Origin of the sequence: Vibrio sp. CCB-PB317 (genome assembly GCF_022808245.1) — a bacterium.
Lineage (GTDB): Bacteria > Pseudomonadota > Gammaproteobacteria > Enterobacterales > Vibrionaceae > Vibrio > Vibrio diabolicus.
Window position 1 is genome coordinate 263,114 of sequence record NZ_JALGNU010000002.1, and the last position, 25,748, is coordinate 288,861.

At 46.5% G+C, this 25,748-nt stretch carries 19 protein-coding genes; 9 read left to right on the top strand and 10 right to left on the bottom strand.

The window, feature by feature from the left end; all coding sequences use genetic code 11:
- Positions 1-10 precede the first annotated feature (10 nt).
- The 7 genes from sstT to malT form a co-directional block, all read right to left on the bottom strand.
- Positions 11-1,228: a serine/threonine transporter SstT gene (gene sstT, locus MTR11_RS10325; RefSeq protein WP_005396770.1), complete on the bottom strand. Its 1,218-nt coding sequence runs from the start codon at positions 1,226-1,228 to the stop codon at positions 11-13.
- Between the two features lie 357 nt (positions 1,229-1,585).
- On the bottom strand, positions 1,586-2,662 hold the full coding sequence (gene rsgA / locus MTR11_RS10330; protein WP_243327462.1) for a ribosome small subunit-dependent GTPase A: 1,077 nt from the start codon (positions 2,660-2,662) through the stop codon (positions 1,586-1,588).
- Positions 2,663-2,937: 275 nt separating this feature from the next.
- Positions 2,938-3,246, bottom strand: a complete 309-nt coding sequence (locus MTR11_RS10335) for a PTS transporter subunit EIIB (RefSeq protein ID WP_046875700.1) — start codon at positions 3,244-3,246, stop codon at positions 2,938-2,940.
- Positions 3,236-3,850, bottom strand: a complete 615-nt coding sequence (locus MTR11_RS10340; protein ID WP_243327463.1) for an SCO family protein — start codon at positions 3,848-3,850, stop codon at positions 3,236-3,238. Before MTR11_RS10340 ends, MTR11_RS10335 begins: the two co-directional genes overlap by 11 nt.
- Before the next feature lie 9 nt (positions 3,851-3,859).
- On the bottom strand, positions 3,860-4,285 hold the full coding sequence (locus MTR11_RS10345) for a hypothetical protein (RefSeq protein ID WP_237311412.1): 426 nt from the start codon (positions 4,283-4,285) through the stop codon (positions 3,860-3,862).
- 257 nt (positions 4,286-4,542) lie between these two features.
- Positions 4,543-5,460, bottom strand: a complete 918-nt coding sequence (locus tag MTR11_RS10350) for a DUF368 domain-containing protein (protein ID WP_041853110.1) — start codon at positions 5,458-5,460, stop codon at positions 4,543-4,545.
- Between the two features lie 580 nt (positions 5,461-6,040).
- Positions 6,041-8,749, bottom strand: coding sequence for an HTH-type transcriptional regulator MalT (gene malT, locus MTR11_RS10355; protein ID WP_005396763.1), 2,709 nt, complete (start codon positions 8,747-8,749; stop codon positions 6,041-6,043).
- A 735-nt stretch (positions 8,750-9,484) separates the two neighbouring features.
- Between malT and MTR11_RS10360 the strand changes: the two genes are divergently transcribed.
- From MTR11_RS10360 to MTR11_RS10380, 5 genes are all read left to right on the top strand, one after another.
- Positions 9,485-11,938, top strand: coding sequence for a glycogen/starch/alpha-glucan phosphorylase (locus MTR11_RS10360; RefSeq protein ID WP_005396762.1), 2,454 nt, complete (start codon positions 9,485-9,487; stop codon positions 11,936-11,938).
- A gap of 117 nt (positions 11,939-12,055) precedes the next feature.
- Positions 12,056-14,236, top strand: a complete 2,181-nt coding sequence (gene malQ, locus MTR11_RS10365) for a 4-alpha-glucanotransferase (RefSeq protein WP_005396760.1) — start codon at positions 12,056-12,058, stop codon at positions 14,234-14,236.
- Between the two features lie 282 nt (positions 14,237-14,518).
- Positions 14,519-16,714: a 1,4-alpha-glucan branching protein GlgB gene (gene glgB / locus MTR11_RS10370; RefSeq protein ID WP_230198158.1), complete on the top strand. Its 2,196-nt coding sequence runs from the start codon at positions 14,519-14,521 to the stop codon at positions 16,712-16,714.
- Between the two features lie 151 nt (positions 16,715-16,865).
- The gene (gene mtgA, locus MTR11_RS10375; protein ID WP_006740807.1) at positions 16,866-17,543 is read left to right on the top strand and encodes a monofunctional biosynthetic peptidoglycan transglycosylase; all 678 of its coding nucleotides are present in this window, start codon (positions 16,866-16,868) and stop codon (positions 17,541-17,543) included.
- 180 nt (positions 17,544-17,723) lie between these two features.
- Complete coding sequence (locus MTR11_RS10380; RefSeq protein WP_243327464.1) at positions 17,724-19,784, top strand: alpha-amylase; 2,061 nt, start codon at positions 17,724-17,726, stop codon at positions 19,782-19,784.
- A 67-nt stretch (positions 19,785-19,851) separates the two neighbouring features.
- Here MTR11_RS10380 and MTR11_RS10385 read toward each other — a convergent pair whose 3' ends face one another.
- Both MTR11_RS10385 and MTR11_RS10390 read right to left on the bottom strand, forming a co-directional pair.
- The gene (locus MTR11_RS10385) at positions 19,852-20,568 is read right to left on the bottom strand and encodes a DsbA family protein (RefSeq protein WP_015313645.1); all 717 of its coding nucleotides are present in this window, start codon (positions 20,566-20,568) and stop codon (positions 19,852-19,854) included.
- 96 nt (positions 20,569-20,664) lie between these two features.
- A complete protein-coding gene (locus MTR11_RS10390) occupies positions 20,665-20,952 on the bottom strand; it encodes a hypothetical protein (RefSeq protein WP_319941535.1) in 288 nt (95 codons plus the stop codon).
- A 448-nt stretch (positions 20,953-21,400) separates the two neighbouring features.
- Between MTR11_RS10390 and MTR11_RS10395 the strand changes: the two genes are divergently transcribed.
- From MTR11_RS10395 to MTR11_RS10410, 4 genes are all read left to right on the top strand, one after another.
- Positions 21,401-22,138, top strand: a complete 738-nt coding sequence (locus MTR11_RS10395) for a nucleoside recognition domain-containing protein (protein ID WP_243327466.1) — start codon at positions 21,401-21,403, stop codon at positions 22,136-22,138.
- A complete protein-coding gene (locus MTR11_RS10400; protein ID WP_005458317.1) occupies positions 22,138-22,605 on the top strand; it encodes a YjiG family protein in 468 nt (155 codons plus the stop codon). The genes MTR11_RS10395 and MTR11_RS10400 overlap by 1 nt, the downstream gene beginning before the upstream one ends.
- Before the next feature lie 9 nt (positions 22,606-22,614).
- Positions 22,615-23,739 carry a M20 family metallopeptidase gene (locus MTR11_RS10405; protein WP_243327467.1) on the top strand — a complete coding sequence of 375 codons (1,125 nt, stop codon included), beginning with the start codon at positions 22,615-22,617 and terminating at the stop codon, positions 23,737-23,739.
- A 171-nt stretch (positions 23,740-23,910) separates the two neighbouring features.
- Positions 23,911-24,285, top strand: coding sequence for a YkvA family protein (locus MTR11_RS10410; RefSeq protein WP_031381517.1), 375 nt, complete (start codon positions 23,911-23,913; stop codon positions 24,283-24,285).
- Positions 24,286-24,389: 104 nt separating this feature from the next.
- Here the strand turns inward: MTR11_RS10410 and MTR11_RS10415 are convergent, their stop codons facing one another.
- Entirely contained in the window at positions 24,390-25,694 is a 1,305-nt protein-coding gene (locus MTR11_RS10415) for a dicarboxylate/amino acid:cation symporter (protein WP_005397791.1), read from the bottom strand.
- Positions 25,695-25,748 lie beyond the last annotated feature (54 nt).

Sequence of the window (25,748 nt, forward strand, 5' to 3'; positions counted from 1 at the left end):
TCTGTCAGTCTTACTGAGCTTTTTGCTGTTCTGATTTACAAACTGCTGCTGTGAAGACAACATCTGTTGAACTGTTTAGTGCAGTTTCAGCAGAGTCTTGAATCACGCCGATGATGAAGCCAACCGCTACAACCTGCATTGCTACGTCGTTTGAGATACCAAACAGACCACACGCAAGTGGGATAAGTAGTAGCGAGCCACCTGCAACACCTGATGCGCCACATGCAGAAACCGCAGCCACAATACTTAGCAGTAGTGCAGTCAGTAGATCAACTTCAATACCCATAGTGTGCACAGCTGCAAGCGTTAGCGTTGTGATAGTGATTGCAGCACCAGCCATGTTAATGGTCGCACCTAGAGGGATAGATACTGAGTATGTATCTTCGTCCAGTTTTAGCTTCTCACATAGTGCCATGTTTACTGGGATATTCGCCGCACTTGAACGAGTGAAAAACGCGGTTACACCACTTTCACGTAGGCAACGGAATACAAGTGGGTAAGGGTTTTGCTTAGTTTTAACGAACACGATCGCCGGGTTTACAACGAGTGCGATGATCATCATAGCGCCAAGAAGAACAGCCAGAAGGTGTGCGTAGCTTGCTAGTGCGCTAAAGCCTGTTGTTGCGAACGTTGAAGCAACCAGACCAAAGATACCAAATGGTGCAAGACGAATGATAAAGCGAACAATGTGAGACACGCTGTGGCTAAGATCTTCAAACACGGCTTTCGTTGTTGCAGATGCGTGGTGTAGCGCAAGACCCAGACCCACACCCCAAGCAAGAATGCCGATGTAGTTTGCTTCTACTAGTGCATTTACTGGGTTGTCGACCAGTTTAAACAACAGTGTGCGCAGAATTTCAGCAATACCTTGAGGCGGCGTTGCACCTTCAGCGCCGGTGACAAGCGTTAAATTGGTCGGGAAAAGGAAGCTTAGAACCACTGCTGATAGCGCCGCGAAGAACGTACCCATCAGGTACAGTACAACGATTGGACGCATGTACGTGTGCTGGTTTTTCTTTTGGTTTGCAATTGAAGCGGCAACCAAAATAAACACAAGGATTGGCGCGATCGCTTTAAGAGCACCAACAAAAAGGCTACCAATTAATCCTGCACTTTCGGCATGGCTTGGGGAAATTGTGGCGAGCAAAATACCAAAGACAATACCGACAAGGATCTGGACGACGAGGTTACCACGAGCAAATCGGGCAACGAGGCTGTTGTGTTGCATACATCATTCCTGCAATTTTATGGCAGAGCGAGCAGGGCAATAGTCCATCATTACACGGCGATAATGCCCTTGTATTGCAAGGGGTGAGCATTGCTTCTGGTCACTAAGACACATGATTATCAATTATCCTGTTTTTATAAATTCAGCCATTTTCTTGCTGAATATCACATATCTTAGCTTGGTAATATTTTGTGTCTAGTTTTAGTTTGTTTTTGGATTAAATGTTTGCTCAATGTTATTTAAATAAGATTTTTATGTTGAAAATTATCATTAGTTATGAGTAATGGTTTTTAATAAAGTTGTTAAAAAGGAGACTTTCGTCTCCTTTGATTTTATTGACAACTCAAACGTAACAAATCAGTAACTTTGTTGGCGCCTGCGCTTATCACTCATGGCATTTCGAGTGAGTTTCCCGAACTGTCGACTTTGAGCTCGTTGTTCTGCCAAAGTCGCGCCGTTAAAGGCTTGTTCTCGCAATAGTTTTTGATAGTTATTGAAACGACGAACCTCCAGTTTGCCATTTTCAATCGCAGCTTGAACTGCGCAACCCGGCTCAGTTTGATGCTGGCAATCACCAAAGCGACAACGCTGAGCGAGAACCTCAATGTCAGAAAATGCCTCACTGACGCCCACTTCGCAGTCTGCTAGTTGAAGCTCGCGCATTCCCGGAGTATCAATCAAGATGCCGCCATCAGGTAATAGATGGATAGAGCGCGATGTGGTTGTATGTCGCCCTTTGCTATCGTCTTCACGAATATGCCCAGTCGCCTGTTCTTGCTGCCCGAGTAATGCATTCACAAGAGTTGATTTGCCAACGCCTGAAGAACCGATAAAAGCGACGGTTTGTCCTTCTTCGCACCAGCTCATGAGTTTAGAAGCACTCTCTGTTTCTAAGCCGTTGACTGTCTCTATGACTAATAGAGGGTCGAGCTTCTGTACTTGGCTTTTTAGTTCATCAATGTTGCCACACAAATCGGCTTTGGAAAGCACGATGACGGGTTCGACTTCGGCTTCATGAGCCAAGGCGAGATAGCGTTCAATACGACTTAAATTGAAGTCGTCGTTAAGGGAACAGACGATAAAAACGGTATCCACATTTGCGGCGATGAGCTGCTCTGCCACTTTGCTGCCTGCTGCTTTGCGGCTAAAGAGGCTCAAGCGATCCAGTAAGCGAACAAATTGCTGATCGTCATTTAAGATAACCCAGTCTCCGACGGTCATATTGGGTAGAGAGTGGTGGGCATTGAGGTAGACTTGCCCCGTTTCTGTCGCCAATAGGTAACCACTTCGGTGATGCGCAATCACACGTGCAAAGATAGTGTCGTCGTAATCGTCTAGTGTCAGTTGTTGCTGAAAAAATGGTTTCCAACCCAATCGTTTTAGTGGGTTTGAAGTTGAAATTAATGTGTCACAAAAAGTATGTGTTTGATTCATTGTTGAATTATCCCAGACGCAAAAAAGCGCCTTAATACAAATCGCATTAGGGTCTAATTCGGATAGAGTTGACCCCGGTGAAGACCGGGCAGAGAAGGGGAGTTGTGGCTATGCCACGCAATTGGTGCGGTTAGGGTTACCCTTGCGATGCCCAGTTAGTGCTATTCAATACAATCATCATGTGTCCTCTTCGTTGGTTAATAAATAAGTGAATTAATTAAGCCAAGAGAGTATAGCCGCCCTTTTTCTTAGAGGGTAGCTATACTGCGAAAATATTAGCTTTGTTTGTTGATGCGCTCTTCCATTATCTGCGAATACGTGTTGGCTTTTAAGCCGTATATGATTTGGACATGACGCTCATCCAGTATCACGACGCCATGCGCGCCATGATTTTTGAGTGCATTTTTATCGATGATGGACGTCGTTCTAAGGGTAAGACGCAGCCGAGTCGCGCATGCTCCAGTTTCTAGCAGGTTTTCTATCCCCCCAATGGCGTCAATGATCGTATCGACGTCTTGTTCGACATTGGGGTTGGTTTGAGTTAGGAAACTGAAAAACTGTTTCAGCACTGACTTAACTGTCATTTGAGGAGCCTTCAGTCGTCAGTTTTGAAATGGCTTCAACAATCGGTGCCGGCGAGAGTGTATGCGGTACCTTGGTGATTAACGTGCCATCCGGCTTCAAGAAGTAAAAGTAAGAGCTGTGATCAAGCGTGTATTTGAGCTCCGAGCCTTCCAATTCGGTTTTGCGGAAAATAACACCATAGTTGTGTGCCAAAGGTGTGGTTACATCAAGCGGTGCCGATAGGCCTTCAATCATTGGATGGAAGTAATGGGCATATTTCGCCGAGGCATCGGCCTCATCACGCTCTGGATCTAAAGAAATGAACATTGGGCGCAGTTGCGCTTTTTGCGCTTCATCGATCTGATTTAGGGCTCCTGCCAGCATAGCAAGCGAAGTTGGGCAAACATCTGGGCAGCGAGTAAAACCAAAATAGACGACTCGAATGCGAGGGTCATTCACATCGAAGATATTGACGGCTTGGTTATTTTCCCCAAACAATACCATTTGTTGAGAGGTGGAACTATCCACTTGCTCTGGCTTCGTTTTCTGATTATCTAAATAGCTCTTTACGCCAAACCCGAGGGCGAAAGCAACTACGAGAAATAGGGACCAATTGCGGCTCATAACGATTCCTTATCTTTGCATTTTTATAGCAGGGTAAACGGTACTCTCTCCATCACTGAGTTCACCAACCCAGGTCATGGCGTCTTGAGTGCAAACCGGCAGAATGATGTCACCTTGATATCGACCGGGAGCGACTTGCTTCAGTAAAAACTTGGGTTCTCCCATCTCCATTTCTCTTCCTGAAAGGCTTAGGACGAGTTGCTCAGCATCGCTTGTGCGCCACTCAACATTCAGAGTAGTAGGGACCAAGGGTTGAGCAGTATCTGCGTTGAGCGTCATCGTAACATTCTCTTGAACGCACGAGGCAGTAGAGAGAAAGCAATACTCATCTATCGATTTGATCGGAGTGGATGAAGAAAAGCTTTTTAGTAACGTCGGGGCATAAAATCCCGCAACCAGTGCGGCTGAAACAGCGGCGATTTGTAACACTTTCATTAAGGTTCAGCATTTATCACTTAACATTACCTGCATCGTAGCACAGAAGCGTCATTCTCCAACTCGTGGCCTAGATAAATTGTGCGTTGTGCCTCGATGACAGAGTTCAAAATAACCGCGCGGTGTAGGGGGGGGGGGGGTTGAATCAAACCCATAAAGATTTTCAATTGCGATGATTTTCTCTTAGCCAACAAACAAAAACGGAGCCAATTGGCTCCGTTCTTGTTTGTTGATTCCGTATTGATTTGATACCGCAGTTACTTGTCTGAATCTGCAAATTTTTCGAGGCTCAAAACCAGCGCAATGGCAGCAAGCATCATCACAACGGCAAGCACTAACTGAGAAGGTTGTGACGTCACGTGTTCAAATTCAAATGGTGATAGGTTGTGCTGTAGCAAGGGCACTTGCTCACCCTTTGAATTGGTGCGCCAAGTGATGGTTTCTTTCCAAGGCCAAATCTTTGGCAACGTACCAATCATTAATCCAGTCAAAAACATCAGAGTGAAATCGCGGAACTTGCGTAGTAACCACGACAATAGATGCGAAAAGGACAGCAAACCAATCACACAACCTGACAAAAACAGCGCTAATGTATCGACTTGGAAGCCTTTCACGGCGGCTAATACTGGCGCATACATCCCAATCAATAACAAGATAAAACTGCCAGAGATGCCCGGTAAGATCATCGCGCAAATCGCGATAGCACCAGCGAACAATGTGTTAATGGCCGTTGGTTCCATGTGCAGAGGTTTAAGCACGGTGATGCTGTAAGCAAACCCGACACCAACAAGTAGAGTCACAAAGCGGATAAGATCACGTTGTTCAACCTGACGAATAATGTGATAGACCGAGACCAAAATCAGACCAAAGAAAAATGACCAAAGTGGGATGGGGTGTGTGTCAAGAAGCCAAGTGATCAACTTTGCTAGCGTAGCAATGCTGGTGAAAATACCGGCAAACAGAGCGATAAGGAAGAAACCGTTGATGTGATTAAAGGCGGCTTTAACCCCTTTTTTTCGCCAAATAGAGAAAAGTGATGGGTTAATGCGTCGAATGCTCTCAAGCAGCGTATCGTAAATGCCGGTGATAAACGCGATGGTGCCGCCTGATACGCCAGGAACAACATCTGCTGCGCCCATGGCGATTCCTTTGAAGAAAGTAATTAAGTAGTTCATTGCTCTAATGCTAAGTCGTTTCGATGGCACAGAGTATACAAACATTGCGACGAAAAAAGTATGAAATAGTGCTGTAGCTACTGGGTTTTATATCCAAGCAATTGCTTATTTTTGTTACAGGTTATGAGGTGATTCAAATACAACGATATCTTAATATTTGGCTTACATTATTGAGATGATTAACTGTACTATCAATGGCTACGCCTGTTGCATTATGCAAATGCAATTTGATAATTGGATTTGCGTTTTGCTATATTTTATATAGACAAATTCACTTTATATGAGATCCTGTGCCCAAAAATAAGTATTTGCATTTTGGCATGATTAATGCATAATACTGCTCGACCCTTCTTAAGCCGAGGGTCACCTAGCCAACTGACGTTGTTAGTGAATACAATTTGTTCACACTAAATATAAGCCAATCGCGATTATTGCGGTTGGCTATTTTTTTATATGAACAACGTTACTTACGTGCTTTGCAAATTGCACTTCCCTCGTTCTAGACTCATAAAAACGGGCTGACGCATCACGCCAACCCCTTGTATTTCACTTTAGGTTTTAATCTGTTTTCTTGAGCTGATCAGTACCCCATCAACTGGAGTAAATTTTCAGCTGTCACAATGGCCTCTTTACGATTGGCGATATTGAGCTTTTGGTACAAGTTGCGAATGTGGGTTTTAATCGTGGTGCCTGCCACATCAAGCTCTTGCGCGATTTGCTCATTACTGAAACCAGAATAAATCAAACCAAGCACCTGCCACTCACGTTGAGTCAGTGGGCTTGTGCGAACTAGTTCCGGTACGTTAGGGTGGTTTACCAGCTTCTCAATGAAGTCTTCATCAAAGTGAATAGAGCGGCTGCGCTGATTGGAGGAAATATCCTTCATCAATTGTTGAGCGCGGTGACGTTCTAGATCGCCTAACTCATGGCGGAGGCTTAACTTCTCCAGTAGCCCGCCAATGGTGGCGCCATCAATGAGGAAATTACCTACCATCCCCGTCTGGTTTGTCATCACTAACGCTTCTTTTAGCAAAGCTTTTGCTTGCTCTTCGTCTTTTTGACGAGCAGCAAACACCGCTTCGACCACTAAGTTGCGATTAGTATCTGTGATCAGGTTGGTTCGACGAGCTTCACTTTGGAGGAAATCCAATGCTGCGCGCGCTTCGGTATATTGACCTAAGTTGATGTGTGCGCGTGCAATGTTACGCCATTGCAATTGTGAAAAGTGGTTGCATGCCGATTCAGGACGAACCGCAGTGTTGAGCCATTCTTGCATTGCATCGGTGTTACCGCGCGCTTGCCAAAATAGGATCAACGATAGTGAAGCGTTTGCTGTCCAATCTACGTGGTAAGTCGACTGCTTCATCAAATGTTGAATGTGCTCAATGAATTTACCGGCTTTGTCTAGCTCGCCACGGCCAACCGCAATACGCGCCAGCATCGAGTAGCTGTGTAAGTGCTTACTTGGCGAATGGTTTTCGAGAATTTGCAGACCTCGGTAGGCACATTCTTCTGCTTCATCAAGTCGGTTCCAGCACCAAAGCACTTGCGCTCGAATACGCAGCAAAAACTCGTGCAGAGGAACATGTTGAAGTTGCTGATCTTCAATCAGGCGGAATGCGGAATCTTGCAGCTCAAAGGCGGCTTGTACGTAACCTTGCGCAATCAAAATCTCGCTTTGTTGTAAAATCGCCCATAACGCTTGGTGGTAAACTTGGTACTGACGAGCCAGTTTCTCGGTTTGTTGCATCATCGGTAACGCGCGGTCGAGTTTACCTAGCACGTGGTTAACTTCGCCAACAACCGAAGTTGCCACAATGCGGCTACGGTAAATCGTGTTATCAAGTTGGCTAAGTGCTAGCTCCGCTAATTCGAGTGCTTTCTCTGGCTGGTTGCTGTTTATAGCCACTTGAGCAAGCAGCGCGTTTGCTTGACCTTGATAATGAATATCTAACTCAATGTTACGCTTTTTATGCTCTTCTTCCGCTTCTTCAAGCAGGTGGCCTACTTGGTTATAACGGTGCTGACTTTGAGCCAACCAAGCTCGGAGCATCGTAAGTTTTGGGTGGCTGAACAGAAGCTCAGCATCCAACTTATTAATTGAGCTTTCCAGTGTGCTGAGCTCGCCTTGGTTAAACATCTTCCAGCCGAATTCGTTTAGAATTTCTACCACCAAGTCTTTATCGTTCGACTTTTGTGCATGGTGAATCGCTTGGTGCGGTGCTTTTTGTTGTAACCAGGCAACAGCTGCATTGCGGTGGAGATCTTTTTCTTGCTGAGGAATACGCGCTTGGCGCTCATGAGACAAAAACTCGCCAAATAAGTTATGGAATCGGAACCAGTTTTGCTCCCCTTCGAGTGGGTAGATGAATAAGCCGTAGCGGTTTAATGATTCGATCAAACCAAGCGCATCTTCGCGTTGGGTGAGGGCAAACACCAACTCATCATTGAAGTGGTCAAGCACGGAAACTTGCATCAAGAAATGACGAGTTTCGTGATCGAGTAGGTCAAATACTTCTTCGACCAGGTAATCCCACAAATGCGCGTGATTGAACTGCGATACCGACTCTACGGTTTGTGCCAATGTACGGTTTTGATGTTGCGCTTGCAACGCGATCAACTGCATCGCCGATGGCCAACCTTCCACATAGGTTCTGAGGCTGTTTGCCATGTCTTCGTCGATGCCATCGGCAATACGCTGATTAAAGAAGCGAGTCGTTTCTTCGGTATCGAACGCCAACATCTCGTTGCCGATTTCGATCATTAAATCACGAACACGTAAGTTTGCAGTACCCAGAGGCGGCGCTGCACGACTTGTTACCACAACGGTGAGGTTGTCTGGCATGTGTTTTAAGAAGAAACGCATGGATTCATGGATTTCATCGTTGGTAATCAAGTGATAGTCATCCAGCACCACGTAGCACTCTTGATGAAAATCAGCCATTTCCGCGAATACTTCGCTGAATAAAGAACGTAGAGAAGAGATCTGGCGTTTTTCCGCCAGTTTTTGTGCGTTAGAGCAACTGAAGTTGGTGGCTTTGTTTAATGCTTGAAGCAGGTAGTTCACAAAACGAAAGCCGTCGTTATCGCTGTCATCAATGCTGTACCAACCGACGTTTGGTTTATCGGATAGCCACTGCGCTGCCATGGTGGTTTTTCCGTAACCTGCTGGGGAGCGGAATAAAACCAATTTGTAGTAAGGCGCTTGCTGTAGTAAGTCCAACACTCGTGGGCGCACGATGGCATTGTGCAGGCGTCCTGGTCGAGTAAGCTTAGATGGAATCCACATTAGTAATTATGTCCTTATTTATGTATACCCAAGTGATTGCGACATGATCATTTCAGTAAGGCCCCCTCGAAAGCTTCGTCTTACTGAATGATTTCACCGGCATCAAAAACTGTTTGAATGCTGGTTGATGTCGCCTCTTGTTGGGGCTTGCATCCGTCTGAAAAAGCATTCCATACGGTCACTTAGATATAAAAGCTAGCGAAAACTAGAAATAACTCACACCGCCTAATTCTAGTTTGTATAAAAAGCGTACAATCCTGTGAGCCGTGTGGGATGTTACGACATCAGAAATGTCCGTTACTTTGATCCACTTCCTAATTCTCAAGGGTTGATGGATTTACCATCAACTACGCCCTTTATTTGTGATTCTTGTCACTTAAATATCGTTTGTGTCGTTAGCGTTAAGATCGCGTTGCACATCGATTATGAAAAATCTTTCCATGTTAACCAAGTTAATGTGACCAATATTACAATTTTCACATCATCAGATGAGTGGGCTATAAAAAGCGTCATGAACGGGTTTTAACCTTTCTCATATTCCATTGTGATCAAAATCACTAAGAACTGGAGCAAAGCTCACTTTGTTGAGATTTGGATCACTAACCTAGCAATGGTACCCCCTCTACGCCCTCAGCCCTCCTCCTTCAAAGGAGGAGAATTAGGAGGATGTTTATTCACAGAGGTAAATGCACGATGTATGGCAGATGAATTACCAAAAGACGTGAGAATTTCGTAATGAAACCTACTCAACAAAAACAATTTGACAAGAAGTCGTTCCAAGAAAGCGTAAAGAAACACCTATCTGTAACTTACGCTCACACGATTGAAAACGCAGACAGCCGCGCTTGGTACCTAGCAATGGGTCATGCACTGGCTGAGTTCACTACTTTAGATTTGCTTGCTACTGAAGAAGATCCACGCATTAAAAGTGCGAAGAGCGTTAACTACCTTTCTCTAGAGTTCCTTATCGGTCGTTTGACGGGTAACAACCTAATCAGCATGGGTCTGTACGAACAAGTAACAGAAGCAATGGCTGAACTGGGTTACAACCTAACTGACCTGCTAGAAGAAGAACGTGACCCATCATTGGGTAACGGTGGTCTTGGTCGTCTAGCGGCATGTTTCATGGATTCATGTGCGGCACAAGAATTCCCAACCGTCGGTTACGGCTTGCACTACGAATACGGTTTGTTCAAACAGTCTTTCAAAGATGGTCGCCAGCAAGAAGCACCTGACGCATGGCGTGGTGTAGAAGGCTACCCTTGGGAAATTGCTCGTCCAGAACTTGCACAAGAGATCGGTTTCTACGGTCACGTTGAAGTGGTTAACGAGAACGGTAAAGAAGTTCGCAAATGGGTTCCTGGCATGTCTGTAAGAGCAATGCCTTGGGATCTACCAATCGTAGGTTACGAATCAGACACGGTTTACCCGCTACGTCTTTGGGAATGTCAGGCAATTGCACCGTTCTCGCTAGCAAGTTTTAACAACGGTGACTACTTCGAAGCGCAGCACGCACTGATCGACGCAGGCAACATCACTAAAGTGCTTTACCCGAATGACAACCACGAGAAAGGTAAAACACTTCGTCTAATGCAACAGTACTTCCACTCAGCTGCGTCTGTACGTGACATCCTACGTCGCCACGAAGCAGCTGGCTACTCGCTAGCGGATCTACCGAAGCAAGAGACTATTCAGCTTAACGATACGCACCCAACGATTGCGATTCCTGAGCTAATGCGCATCCTGATGGACGAAAAAGGTCTAACTTGGGAAGCGGCTTGGGAGATCAGCTCTCAAACATTCGCGTACACGAACCACACACTACTTCCAGAAGCACTAGAGACATGGCCTGAGTCGCTAATTCAGCACCTACTACCACGTCACATGGAGATCATTTACGAGATCAACCACCGCTTCCTACAAGACGTACGTGCAATGTGGCCGGGTGATGTCGCGAAACAACAGAAGCTTTCTATCATCGAAGAAGGTTTCCACCGCATGGTTCGCATGGCAAACCTATGTGTAATTGGCTCTTACGCAGTAAACGGTGTAGCGGCACTTCACTCTGAATTGGTTAAGAAAGACCTATTCCCAGAGTTCCACGAAATGTACCCAACACGTTTACACAACGTAACGAACGGTATTACGCCACGTCGTTGGTTGAAGTTCTGTAACCCAGGTCTTTCTAAGCTAATCACAGAGAAAGTCGGCCCAGAATGGCCAGCGAAACTAGAGCAACTAGAAGGCATTGCTAAGTACGCCACTGACGAGAAATTCCAGAAAGAATTCATGGCAGTGAAGAAAGAGAACAAAGAACGCCTAGCTAACTGGGTGAAAGAGAACATGGGTATCGAACTCGATACTAATGCGATCTTCGATGTTCAAATCAAGCGTCTGCACGAGTACAAGCGCCAGCACTTAGACCTTCTACACGTACTGTCTCTGTACCATCGCATTATTAACGAACCAGGCTTCGAATGTGTGCCTCGCGTTGTGTTCTTCGCAGCGAAAGCGGCACCGGGTTACCACCTAGCGAAAGAAATCATTTTCGCTATTAACAAGATTGCTGAGAAAGTGAACAACGACCCTCGCATCGGCAACAAGCTGAAAGTGGTCTTCATTCCTGATTACCGCGTGAGTATGGCTGAAATTATTATTCCTGCGGCGGACGTATCACAACAAATTTCACTTGCGGGTAAAGAAGCATCAGGTACTGGTAACATGAAGATGGCGCTTAACGGTGCCCTAACGATCGGTACGATGGATGGTGCTAACGTTGAGATTCGTGAAGAAGTAGGCGATGAGAACATCTACATCTTCGGTCTAGACGTTGAAGGTGTGAAAGCGCTGAAAGCTCAAGGTTACAACCCATTTGATTACTACAATGCGGATCACCTACTCAAAGCGTCTATGGACCTACTACTGGGTGAAGAATTCACTCCAGGTCAACCAGGCTTACTGCGTGCAACGTACGACAGCCTACTAGATGGTGGTGACCCGTACTTATGTCTTGCGGACTTCGCATCTTACGTGAAAGCGCACGAAGACATGAGCGAACAATACAAAGACCAAGCTGGCTGGGCGAAGAAAGCCATTCTCAATACCGCCCTTGTCGGCAAGTTCACCTCAGATCGCTCAATTCGCGACTATGTGAACAACATCTGGAAACTAAAAGCGGTTCACCGTTAATAGAACAGAGTTAAGACCAAGGTAGCCAAGCGCTACCTTTGGTCATTTTCCAAAAGAAGTTATTGATAACAATAAAACCCTACATGGAAGGTGTTGGTATTACCTTCGGAGAAAGCGATGAAAGAACAAACAGCATTAAAGAAAGTCGCGGAAATGGCGAGATTGGCTGATAGCTATGTCAGTGCTTGGGGAGATGAGGCAAAAGTGTCTGAGGAGACGCTACGCCGCTTGCTCGCTTCGCTTGGCTACGATACTAGCAGCGATGAAAAACTATTGGCTTCTGCTGAAAAGAAACATAAAAAAGACGTACTAGCCCCTGTTCTTGTTTTACGCGACGGCGAACCAGTCGAAGTGGAACTAAACCTAGGTACGAGTGCTCGTGAGAGTGAATTCAGCTGGCGTTTAGAAACAGAACAAGGAGAGGTACTTGAAGGCTATCTTCAGTCCCAAATTGTTCGTGATGAGCGTGCTGAGGGTGGCCCTCTAGTGTTTGCATTGCCAAAGAACTTGGCTTGGGGTTATCACAAATTGATTGTCAGCCGTAAGCGTCGTAAAACGCCTTACGAGATGTCATTGATCATCACGCCGAAAGCGTGTTTCAAACAAGACGATCTAAACCAACATAAAAAGCTATGGGGTCCTAGTATCCAGCTTTACACATTGCGTACTCAGCACAACTGGGGTATCGGTGATTTTGGTGACCTAAAACAGTTGGTGAGCGATATCGCTTCTCGTGGCGGTGACTTCATTGGTTTGAACCCGATTCACTCACTGTTCCCAGCGAACCCAGAAGGCGCGAGCCCATACAGCCCGTCTTCTCGTCGTTGGTTGAATATCATGTACATCGACGTAAGTTCTGTACCTGAATTCGCACTGAGTGCTGAAGCTCAGCAACGTGTTGGCAGTGCAGAGTTTCAACAGCGTCTACAAAAAGCACGTGATTCTCATTGGGTGAACTACACAGAAGTTTCGCAACTGAAAATGAGCGTTCTTCCGCTGCTGTTTAGTGAGTTTAAAGCTCGCCATTTAGACAAAAACACCGACCGCGCTCGTGCATTCTTGGATTTTGTAGAAAAAGGCGGCGATAGCTTGTTACACCAAGCTGCATTCGATGCGCTTCATGCGGATTTACACGCAGAAGATTCAAACATGTGGGGTTGGCCTGTATTCCCTGAGAAATACCGCACATTCGACGCAGCCGGCACTCAGAAATACATCAAAGACAATCAAGACCGCGTTCACTTGTACATGTACCTACAGTGGATCGCAGACGATCAAATCAAAGAAGCGCAGTCACTGGCAGAAGAAAAAGGCATGGCTGTGGGCTTGTACCGTGACCTTGCTGTCGGTGTTGCCGACTCAGGTAGTGAAACTTGGGCCGACGACGGTAACTTAGTGTTAGACGCCAGCATCGGTGCGCCGCCGGATGTACTTGGTCCTCTGGGTCAAAACTGGGGTCTGCCACCGCTTAACCCTCAAGTTTTAGAAGCGACGGGTTACGACGCGTACATCAAGTTGTTACGTGCCAACATGAAGCACTGTGGTGCACTGCGTATCGACCACGTACTTGGCCTGCTTCGCCTTTGGTGGATTCCAAAAGGCGAGAAAGCGACAGAAGGCGCTTACTTGTACTACCCAGTGGAAGATATGCTCGCAATCCTAGCGCTTGAGTCGCACCGTCATCAGTGCTCTGTGATTGGTGAAGACTTGGGTACTGTGCCAGATGAAATCGTCGATATCCTACGCGATGCAGGTGTGCACTCATACAAAGTATTCTTCTTCGAAACTTCGAAAGAAGACGGTGGGTTCATTTCTCCGAAGCACTACGCAGAGCAATCGATGGCGGCACTGTGTACGCATGACATGCCAACCCTGCGTGGTTTCTGGCACTGCGATGATTTGAAAATGGGTCGTGAGATTGGCCTTTACCCAGATGAAAAACAGTTGGAAGGCTTATTTGCTGATCGCTTGAAGTGCAAGCAAGGCATCTTAGACAGCGTTCGTTGGCACGGCTATTTGCCAGAAGGCATTGGTCATGATGCTCAGTACGTACCGATGGACTCGTACCTAAGCGAAGCGCTGCAACTGCACGTAGCAGCGGGTGACTCTGCATTGCTTAGCGTTCAGCTTGAAGACTGGCTAGAAATGGATCAACCGGTCAACATTCCTGGCACGGTGGATGAGTATCCAAACTGGCGTCGTAAATTGTCTATGAACCTAGATGAAATCTTCAGCCGTGAAGATGTGAATCGCATTTCTAAACGCCTCACTGAAGTTCGCGCACAGGCGAGCAAATAAGATGCGTAGAGTGACGTAGATGAATGAGCGGATTACCAATTTTGTTAGCTCAGAGGTACGAAAGTTCCGTCTAGGTCACTCATTCCGAAAACACAATCCGTTAGGATGAAGTACCGTTATTATGCCCGCGACAATAGCGGGCATTTTTTGTTTTTGACATCGCTTGATGCATACATGTTTTAAGCGAAGTCTTTTGTGAGTTCACAACGTTGGCTGTGGAGAAACCGATGTTTGATTCAGATTTCTGGTCTTGAAAAGGATATTGGCTCTAGGGAGAAAGATTTGAAAACCACCAAAACCAAGAAAATAAAGAAACAACACGAACGCGCATATGAACTGCTTGCTGAGGCGGCTTACTCAGACCCATTTTCGGCGTTGGGGCCATTCATTGATGATGGCGAAGGATCGCTGCGAGTGTGGATGCCGGGCGCAAACAAGGTTGAACTGCTTGTTAATGGCGAACCTCGCGTGGCGCTTGAGCGTGATGGCGACAGCGGTTTCATCTTAAAAGAGCAACGCGATTTACACCTGACCCACTACCGTTTGGCGGTCGATTGGAATGGTGTTGAACAAATTATTGATGACCCGTACCAGTACCACAATATTTACCAAGAGTACGAGCATCTGCATACGCCCAAAGACATGTATCACTATATGGGCGCACACTTTGTCACGCTAGAACGTGGCGGTGAAAACATCTCCGGTGTTCGCTTCCTTGTCTACGCACCGCATGCATCGGCTGTTAGCCTTGTGGGTTGCTTCAACCAATGGGACGGTCGTCGTCACCCAATGCAACGTTTAGATTATGGCATTTGGGGCTTGTTCATTCCTGGCTTAGAAGAAGGCGTTCAGTACAAATTTGAGCTCAAAGGGCCAAATGGGGAAGGGCTGCCACACAAACAAGACCCTTGGGGTTTTTACTCTGAGCAGTACCCATCGTTCGCATCCATTACTTACGATCACAAGCGTTACCAATGGCAAGATGCGAAATGGCAAAATCGCGCAGTGACACAAAAGCGTGATGAAGCGTTATCGTTTTATGAGCTGCATGCTGGGTCATGGAAGCGCAACGAGAAAGGCGATTTCCTCAACTACCGCGAACTCGCGGAGCAGTTGGTGCCATACCTTGTGGATATGGGCTACACCCACGTTGAGCTGATGCCTGTGTCTGAGCATCCATTCTACGGTTCATGGGGCTATCAACCCGTTGGCTTGTTTGCGCCAACCAGCCGTTTTGGCTCACCTGATGATTTCAAATTCTTCGTGGATACATGTCACCAAGCTGGTATCGGTGTGGTGCTGGATTGGGTTCCGGCGCACTTCCCATCGGATGACCACGGTTTAGCAAACTTTGACGGCACACCGCTGTTCCACGACCCGGATCCGCGTCGCGGTTGGCACCAAGATTGGAACTCATACATCTATGATTTAGGCCGTGAGCATGTGCGTCGCTTCCTTGTATCGAATGCGCTGTATTGGTTTGAACAATTCCATATTGATGGCATTCGCGTGGACGCAGTCGCATCGATGCTCTATCTCGATTATTCACGTAGTCACGATCAGTGGGTACCGAACGTCGACGGTGGTAACGAAAACTACGACGCAATCGCAACCTTAAAGTGGATGAACGAAGAAGTGTACAAGCACTTCCCGAATGCGATGACGATTGCGGAAGAGTCAACGGCGTTTCCGGGTGTGTCTGCGCCAACCTTTATGGGTGGGTTAGGCTTTGGCTTCAAGTGGAATATGGGGTGGATGCACGACAGTCTTTCATACATCAAAGAAGATCCTGTTCACCGCAAATACCACCACAATACCATCACATTCCCGCTAGTTTATGCGCATAGCGAGAACTACGTCTTGTCTCTCTCTCACGACGAGGTGGTGTACGGCAAAGGTTCTATTCACAACAAGATGCCGGGCGATGAATGGCAGCAAACCGCAAACCTACGTGCATACTACGGTTACATGTATGGTCAACCGGGCAAAAAGCTGAACTTCATGGGCGCGGAAATCGGCCAAACGGCGGAGTGGAACCACGATGATCAGTTGCAATGGTTCTTGCTGGAATACGAACGTCATCAAGGCGTTCAAAAGCTGATGCGCGATTTGAACCACTTGTACCGCAATGAAGCGGCGATGCACGATCAAGATTGTGTTCCTGCTGGTTTTGAGTGGCGTCTACAAGACGAGGCAGATGCAAGCATCCTAGCGCACGAGCGTATCAGTAAAGAGGGTGAGCGTATTCTCATCATCACCAACTTTACGCCCGTACCACACGAGCGTTTCCGTTTAGGTGTTCCAAATGCAGGTCAATACGAACTGCTGCTGAACACGGACGACAGCAAATACGGCGGCAGCGATTTTAAAGTGCTGACTAGTGTGAAAACGGAAAAAGTCGAAAGTGAATCACTGCCTCAATCACTTGAGCTTCGTTTGCCTCCACTTTCAACCGTGTTCTACAAGCTGAATAAATAATTCAGTCTAATCAAATTCTAAGCCCGTTTTACATTGTAAATCGGGCTTTTTTTGACCTATTTTTTACCTCAAAAACTTGTTGTTCCTGATTGAATCAGGCAAGCTCGCTGGTTTGTTTATCATCAATCGCTAATGCATTGGGGAACTACACATGTTGAAAAGGCTTAAGTCATTTCTATTTAAAATGGTGTTGATATTGCTGATCGCCCCAGTCGTTTTGGTTGGTGTGGTGAAATATGTCGATCCGCCAATATGGGGATGGAAGTTAAGCCGCATTGTTGTGCCACCAAAGAACTATCCAGACAGCAGCCAACACGAATGGGTACCCTTGTCACGTATTTCAAAAAATATGCAGTTAGCGGTGATTGCGACCGAAGACCAAAAATTCCCTCATCACTATGGATTGGACTTCGAATCGCTATTCGACGTGATTGCCGAGGCAGGTGACAATGGCCCGTCGAGAGGCGCGAGCACGATTACCCAACAAGCCGCGAAAAATGTGTTTTTGTTTCCTTCTCACTCCTACGCTCGCAAGGCTTACGAGCTTTACTTTGCTTTGCTGATGGAGCTGATGTGGAGTAAAGAGCGCATTCTCGAAGTGTATCTAAATGTGATTGAATTTGGTCCCGGTATTTACGGTGCAGAAGCGGCGGCGCAGAATTATTTTGGTGTCAGTGCAAAGCAACTCTCGAAGTGGCAAGCAGCGCGTTTAGCCGTGGTGTTGCCAAACCCATATCGAATCAAAGTCTACCCACAAAGTGATTACACTGCTCGCCGCACAAGATGGGCGATGAACCAAATGAGCAATCTTGGCAGCGTGCAACTTTAACTCCCTCAATCCATTGCGCTTAAATAGAACTACGCCCCTATATCAATAAAATGTGAAGCGTCACAACCTTTGGGGCGTAGGCAATTAGAATGATGTGTTCAGTTTCTTATCTAGGCACAATTAGTGTGAATAAAACTAATAAATGTGCATGGTTACCATGTGCTGCCAATGGACTGAACGATGAAACTGAACCTGATTACCACTACTTTACTGCTTGCGTCGGCAGGTGCCATCGCCGAGCCTAACATCACCATTTCTACCACGACCAACAGCCGTGACTTCCCGCTAAGTGCAGAGCAGCCTTTGGTTGTGCCTCTAACCAAAGACGGATACACGCTTAAAATCACGGGCGTTGAAGGTGATTGCGTTGCACCCGATGGTCAGAAAGTGAAGTTCAACAAACCTCTTGCGCTGAACTGCGGAAAACCAACGGAACTGCCGTTAAAAATCCGCTTTACCGGCGATTACTCTTTTGCTTTTGATGCGGAAGCCAAAACACTGCGTTTTAAGCGTGAACCTAAGAAAGCCGCCAAAACTGAATTTAAACGCCCAATCCCACAAGTGCAATGTGAGGTTTACCAAGGCGGAGAAGTCACCATTGCGTTAGGTGATAGTTTCCCAGATGGTACCAAGTTGCGTGATGCCTATTCTGGTCAAATGGTCGAAGTAAAAGATCAGCAAGTATCGCTGACGCCAAGCAAAGACTCTGGCGGCCTAGTGCTTTTAGAGCCTGTACAGAAAACCAAAGAAGCGGTGCTATTTGATTACCGAAACGCGAACATTTACTTCGTGATGGTTGACCGTTTCAACAACGCAGACGCAAGTAACGACAACAGCTATGGTCGCAAAAAAGACGGCAAAGAAGAGATCGGTACTTTCCACGGCGGTGACCTTAAAGGCGTGATTGAGAAACTGGATTACATTAAGAGCCTAGGTACAGACGCGATTTGGTTGTCGCCAATCGTTGAACAAGTGCACGGCTTTGTCGGTGGTGGCGATAGTGGCTCATTCCCGTTTTATGCTTACCACGGCTACTGGACGCGCGATTTCACCAAGATTGATGAGAACTTCGGTAACGAAGAAGATTTGAAAACGCTGGTGGAAGAGGCGCACAAACGTGGCCTCAAAGTCTTGATGGATGCGGTTATCAACCATTCTGGTTACTCAACATTGGCGGATCTACAGTTCGATGGTATCGATGTGTTAAAGCCTAATGCCGATCTGCCCAAGAAATGGGGCGACTGGCAACCAAAAGCGGGTGAAAATTGGCATAGCTATCACCAGAATATTGATTATCAGAGTCCGAACTGGGCTAAATGGTGGGGCGGCGATTGGGTAAGAACCGGCTTGCCAGGTTACCCAGCTCCGGGCAGTAGCGACATTACGATGTCTCTTGCTGGCTTGCCAGATTTCATTACTGAATCCAATAAAGCAGTCACGCCGCCGCAATGGTTGTTGAATAACCCTGGCACTCGCGTAGAAGCTCGTGACAATTACACCGTCTCGGATTACTTGATTGAGTGGCAAACTGACTGGGTGAAACGCTTTGGCATTGATGGCTATCGCGTCGATACGGTGAAACACGTCGAAGGTGAAGTTTGGAAGCGTCTAAAAGAAGAAGCATCGAACAGCCTAGAACAGTGGCGTAAAGAAAATGGCAAATCAGGTCAGCCGTTCTGGATGATGGGCGAAGTCTGGGGACACACCGCGTATCGCAGCCCTTATTTCGATGATGGTTTTGACGCGTTGATCAACTTCGATATGCAGAAGAAGCTAGACAAAGGCGCGGCGTGCTTTAGCCAAATGGCAGACACTTACCAAAGCTATGCGGACACTATCGCGAACGAGAAAGACTTCAACCCAGTCAGTTACATGTCTTCTCACGATACGGAGTTGTTTTTCTCACGTTTTAAAGATTACGGTATGCAACGTAACGCCGCGAACGCATTGCTCCTTAGCCCAGGAGCGGTTCAGGTTTATTATGGCGATGAAGTAGGCCGTAACATTGGCCCTTATGCGGATGATTTCCACCAAGGCACACGTTCAGACATGGTTTGGAAGCTATCTGATGACAAACAAGCTTTGCTGAAGCACTGGCAAACCCTGGGTCAGTTTCGTCAAGCACACCCTGCCATTGGCGCAGGTCAGCATCGAGTGATTGAACAGGAAGGCGCGTACGTTTTCTCTCGCTCGCTTGGCAATGACAAAGTCGTCGTGGCGTTTGTAGGACGTGATAAGTAACTAAACGCTATTTATGTCGGTAAATAAAAAGCCCTTCCTTGAGTTATCAGGGAAGGGCTCTATTGTTTTAGTTCGCCAGTTCTTGGTCGATGACTTTTTCTAGCTCGTCAAACGGCACATAACCAGGAATGATTTGATCATTAATGATTAACGCGGGCGTGCCGCGTAAACCAAGTTGTGTGAAATACTGATAGTTTTTATCAAGCAGCGCTTTGGTCTCTTTGTCGTCGACAAGCTGCGCTTCTGTCCCCGTTTTCTTCGCGATCTGTTTTAACGAACGTGCATCATGTGCGCCCGGTTTTTTTACCAATAACGCATGCACTTGTTCGTACTTATCTCGCTGGTTTTGCCAAACATTTAATGCGTAACTTGCCGAGTTGTAGCCGTTTTTCTCGTATTGTTCTTTAAAAGAAACATTGAGGTTAAGCACTTTTATCTGCGGATATTCCTTACCAACTTTGACCAGTTCGCCTTCTAAACGTTTACAAAAAGGGCAACTGTAGTCCGTTACGTTAATAATGGTTAACTCTGGGGTTTCAGCTCCAAAAGAGGAATGTTTGCCATCATTTAGATATTGACGAACCTCCTTCAAGGTGTCGCCAAATGACTGTTGATACGCAATGTACTCTTGCAGGTTTTGGTGCAATGAATCAAGAATTTGAGGGTTCTCTTTTAGTATCTGAGTAATTTCCTCTAGCTTTTGTTCTGAGGTCTTTTCTGATGCGAAAGATACGGCAGGTACGATAGCCATCGTTAACGCCAAAAGTGTACGAGTGAATGTCATAATATTTCCTAAAACTTTTAGATTTCGTTGTTTGTTATGTGAAGTGAATAAAATACGTACAAAAGTCAGGCGAGCGGGTTTCTCGCCTTGCTGGGTTTATTCTCTAAACACGCAAAGTTTTAGGTGAACCCGATACTTTTCCCGTATCGGTTCTGTGTATTCCAGATAACGAATTGCTGTGGATGCCATCGGCAGCGCCACAATCAAAGCAAACAGAAAAAATGGAATAAGAATATGATCAAACTGGTGTTGGTACGCTTGAACTAGCTTCTCTGAAAGGTCGCAAGATGATGACAAATTCACGTTATCATCTTGCTGACTCTGTATTTGGTGAGCCTTAGGGCAGTTTTTCGAGAAGCCGGAGTTTTGGCTTAAACATACCATCACCACCCAAAACACGAGGGCGAGTGTCCACTTGGCTATTTTAGGTTGTGAGCGTAACAATGGGCTGCCTAGTCCTGTTGATTCTGGTTTATGCCGTTTGCATATGACCGGACAATCCTAACCTAAATTTCATTATGGAATGTTACTTTCGAGTTAATCGATATCGCCTCAATGCCAAAGTATGAAGTACGTCATGAATGTTGTAGAAAGCAATATTCGTCAGAATCATTGGTCGGATTGATGAAGAAGTCCTGAGGTATCGATATAGATTAATATACCTAATTGTTAGCACAAATTTTTATTATCTTTCAAATGTGATTAAAATCATAAAACAAAACTTCATAACTGAGTCGCTAGAATGTTCGGCAGGCAGATTGATTTTGATCATCTCTCTAGCACATTATTCGGGTGAACATATGTGTCCTGTCCCACATGTGTAGGTAATGTTATGAAAAATCCTGTTCAAACCGAGCGCAAGGTTACGCTGGGGTGCTACGTTGCACTGGCGTTTGCGGTCGTCTTCTTTTCTGGTCTCATGCAATCGAACGAATGGTATGGCGTATTTGATTTCACCACGTTGAATGGCTCTTTTGGCAAGGTGGCTTATGGTGTCACCGAAACGGCTGACGGCGTGCAAGTTGCAACAACGTCGCTTCGTGGTGCTGGTGGTAGCGGTGCACGTGACGGTTTCATTTTTGCACTTACTTTGATTCCTACCGTTATGTTCGCACTGGGTATGATCAATGTACTTGAGCACTATGGCGCACTAGAAGCGGCACGCAGACTGTTAACGCCGCTTCTTCGTCCAATTATGGGTATTCCGGGTAACTCTGGTTTGGCTCTTATCGCTTCACTGCAAAGTACCGACGCGGGCGCGGCGATGACTCGTCAGCTTAAAGATGAAGGCCATCTTACCAAACGTGAAACCGATGTGTTCACTATGTTCCAGTTCACCGCTGGTGCCACCATTGTTAACTTTTTCTCCTCAGGGGCGGTGCTGTTTACGCTGACGATGGCGGATGGCTCGCTTGCCGTAACGTCTTCTATTGGTTTGGCGGTTGTGGTGATGTTCTTGTTTAAAATCATGGGTGCGAACTTATTCCGTATCTACCTAAACATCACAGAAGGTAAAGAAGACAAGCAAGAGCAAAGCAAATCTGAGAACTTAAAAGAGGAGACGGCGTAATGAGTGACGTAAAAGTAAGTAAGCCGATGGTGACGGATATTTTCGTTGAAGGCGCTAAAAAAGGCTGGGTTATTGCGACAACATCAACCGTGCCTAACGTTCTTATGGCGTTTGTCATCATTAAGGCGTTGCAGATTACTGGCGCGTTGGATTTGATGGGCTCGGTATTTTCTCCAGTAATGGCGGTTTTTGGTTTGCCAGGTGAAGCGGCTGCGGTGCTGATTGGTGCTTGGATGTCGATGGGCGGGGCAGTTGGCGTGGTTATCACATTGTTTGACCAAGGCATCTTGAACGGTACGCACATCGCGATTCTTGCACCTGCAATTTACCTAATGGGCTCTCAGGTTCAGTACATGGGTCGAATTATGGGACCTATCGGTACTGAAGGTCGTTATATCCCAATTATGATTGCGATTTCCGTATTGAACGCATTTGGCGCAATGCTAGTCATGAACTTGTTTGTTTAGGGGGCAATCATGCAGTTTTCTCTTAATGAATATCTCGAAGAACTTCGTCCTCTGATCAATGTCGATTGTGGCACGTACACTACTGATGGTATCGAGTTCATCGCTTCTCAATTTGAAGAGAAGTACCAAGCGATGTCAGGTTGGAGCGTAAAACGCATCGACTGTGGCAGAGCGGGCATCGGTCTTGAAGTTCGAAACAAGCCGGAAGCTGAGCAAGTTGACGTGATGCTGATTGGTCACATGGATACAGTGTTCCCTGTCGGCACCGCTGGATTACGTCCTATGTCTCAAGACGCTGACAAAGCGTACGGTCCGGGTGTCTCGGACATGAAATCTGGCTTGCTGAATATTGTGTACGCGATGTGTAACCTCGACCAAGCGGTGTTGGATAAACTGTCGATTTGTATCTGCATGAACCCAGACGAAGAAACCGGATCGTTAGATTCGGTCGACTGGATTCAATCTGTTGCAAAAAACGCGAAAAACGTATTGGTGGCAGAAGCAGCACGCGCAGACGGAGGTTTAGTCAAAGCGCGCAAAGGCATGGCGCGTTACAAAATCACGTTTAATGGCATTGCAGCCCACGCTGGCAACGAGCCAGAAAATGGCCGCAGTGCAATTACCGAGATGGCGAACTGGATTCTCGCAATCAATGCCATGACGAACTTCGAATCTGGCACCACATTAAACGTGGGTATTGTGTCTGGCGGTAACGGCGCAAACATCGTCCCTGAGCACGCTGAAGCGATCGTGGATGTGCGTTTCTGGAGTAATGAAGAATACGATGATGTCGATGGCAAGCTAAACGGCATGCTGGAAACACCATTCGTTGATGGCGTTAGCATCGAGTTGGTTCGTGAAGCTTACAAACCTTCTATGGTGCCAAGCGCGCAAACTGAAAGCTTGATGGCATTAGTTGAAGAAGCGGCAAGTGAACTGTCTATCGACATCAACTGGAAAGAAGTGGGTGGCGGCTCTGATGCAAACAATACGGCAATTCTTGGCGTTCCAACTTTGGATGGTCTAGGACCTATCGGTGCAGGTTTCCATAGCGATCAAGAGTACTTGTTGCTTGAGTCTATCGAGCCACGAATCAAAATGCTGATGCGTGTACTGGAGAAGATTGCTCAATAAGGCATTCTCCTTGTAAAGCTTGGTTCTCAACATCACGATCCCCAGACTTCGGTTTGGGGATTTTTCTATCTGTGTTTTTGTTTCACTTTACTATCATTTCTTGTTATTAATCTTGCGTTCAGGTTCGATTTATTAATATGTTGGCCACAGTCATAAATTTCGGAGGCAACGATGATCACAACAATGTCTGTAAAATCGGCGCCGAAAGACGCCAAAGATCAAACGATGCAAGCGCCAGATGAGAAAACCTTCTGGCGCAAAATGAAAGGGTCGGTTAAGAAAGCGGGTGAAGAAATTGCCGTTATGGGCATCAAATCATGGCTCGCGATGACAGATTCCAACACCGCCGTTCGCCATAAGGCGATTTTAGGTGGCGCGTTGGCTTACTTCGTATTACCAACCGATATGGTGCCAGATGTACTAGCAGGCGTCGGCTTTACCGATGACATGGCAGCGCTTACGTTAGCCGCTAACTCTGTCGGCAATGCCATCACTAAAGAACACGAAGCACAAGCCAGAGAAAAACTGAATTCGATGGCAGATTAGAAAGAGCATTTCTAGACGCGGAGAAAACAAAAGCCCCGATGTTTCCATCGGGGCTTTCTTTTAGACAGGACTATGTAATTTCAGAATGGTAATCGCAGAACGATTTAGGCGTCAGCGCGTTTAAGATGCACTTCTTCTTCGGCAACGCCTGCCATTGGGTCGTTGAAGCGAGCTTCATCCAATGCACCTTCTGATTTTGCGACAATGACGGTAACTGCACTGTCACCAGTAATGTTTACCGCAGTACGAATCATATCAAGTAGACGGTCAACACCCATGATGAGCGCGATACCTTCAAGCGGCAGACCAACTTGGTTCAATACCATGGCTAGCATTACAAGGCCAACACCAGGGACACCCGCAGTACCGATAGATGCCAATGTAGCTGTCATGATTACCATGAGGTAATCGCCCATAGTTAAATCAATATTGAAGGCTTGAGCAATAAAGGCGGTTGCTACACCTTGCATGATCGCCGTACCGTCCATGTTCACGGTTGCACCAAGTGGTACTGTGAACGATGATACGCGGTTCTCAACCCCCATACGGTGCTTAGCCGTTTCCATTGTCACTGGAATCGTCGCGTTTGATGATGCGGTCGAGAAAGCAAACATGATCGCGTCTTCCATCTTACGTAGGAACGTAATTGGATTTAGACCAGTGAAACCTTTTAACATTAAGCTGTAAGTGACTAGGCCGTGCAGGACAAGCGTACCCGCCAGTACTAAGAAGTACTCCGCCAGATTGACGATTGCGCCCAGACCAAGACCAGTAAATAGCTTCGCCATTAAGAAGAACACACCATAAGGCGCCAAGTTCATCAAAATCGCAACCAGTTTCATGATCACTTCATTCAGATCAGAGAAGAACGCTGCAATACGTTCACCAGGTTTGCCTGCTGCGCTGATCGCGATACCAAATAGCACTGCGAACACAATAACTTGCAGGGTTTTACCTTCAGCCATCGCACTGATAGGGTTGGTTGGGAACATATCGATGATCACCTGACCCAAAGATGGTGCTTCTGCTGATTTGAATGAACTTGCTGCGGTTAGGTCAGCGCCAGCACCTGGCTGGAACAGAGTACCCATAGTTAGAGCAAGCGTAATCGCGATAGCCGTTGTCGTAACGTAGAAAGCGAGGGTTTTACCACCCATGCGACCCAGTGTAGAAAGGTCTTTGAGGGAGCTAGTACCACAAACTAGTGAAACAAACACTAGAGGGACTACGAGCATTTTTAAGCTGGCGACGAAGATCTGTCCACCAACTTCAAATAATCCATTAACAATGTATGCGTCGACAAATCCGTTGCCGGCAAAAAGTGTGCGAATTGCAAATCCTGTCAAGATACCCGCTACCATACCCAAAATTACGCGGCTGGTTAGCGACATCGGTTTCTTGGTATTCATGAGAACACTCCTTATAGTTATGCACCTTGAGTTCACTTCAAAGCGGCGAGCAGA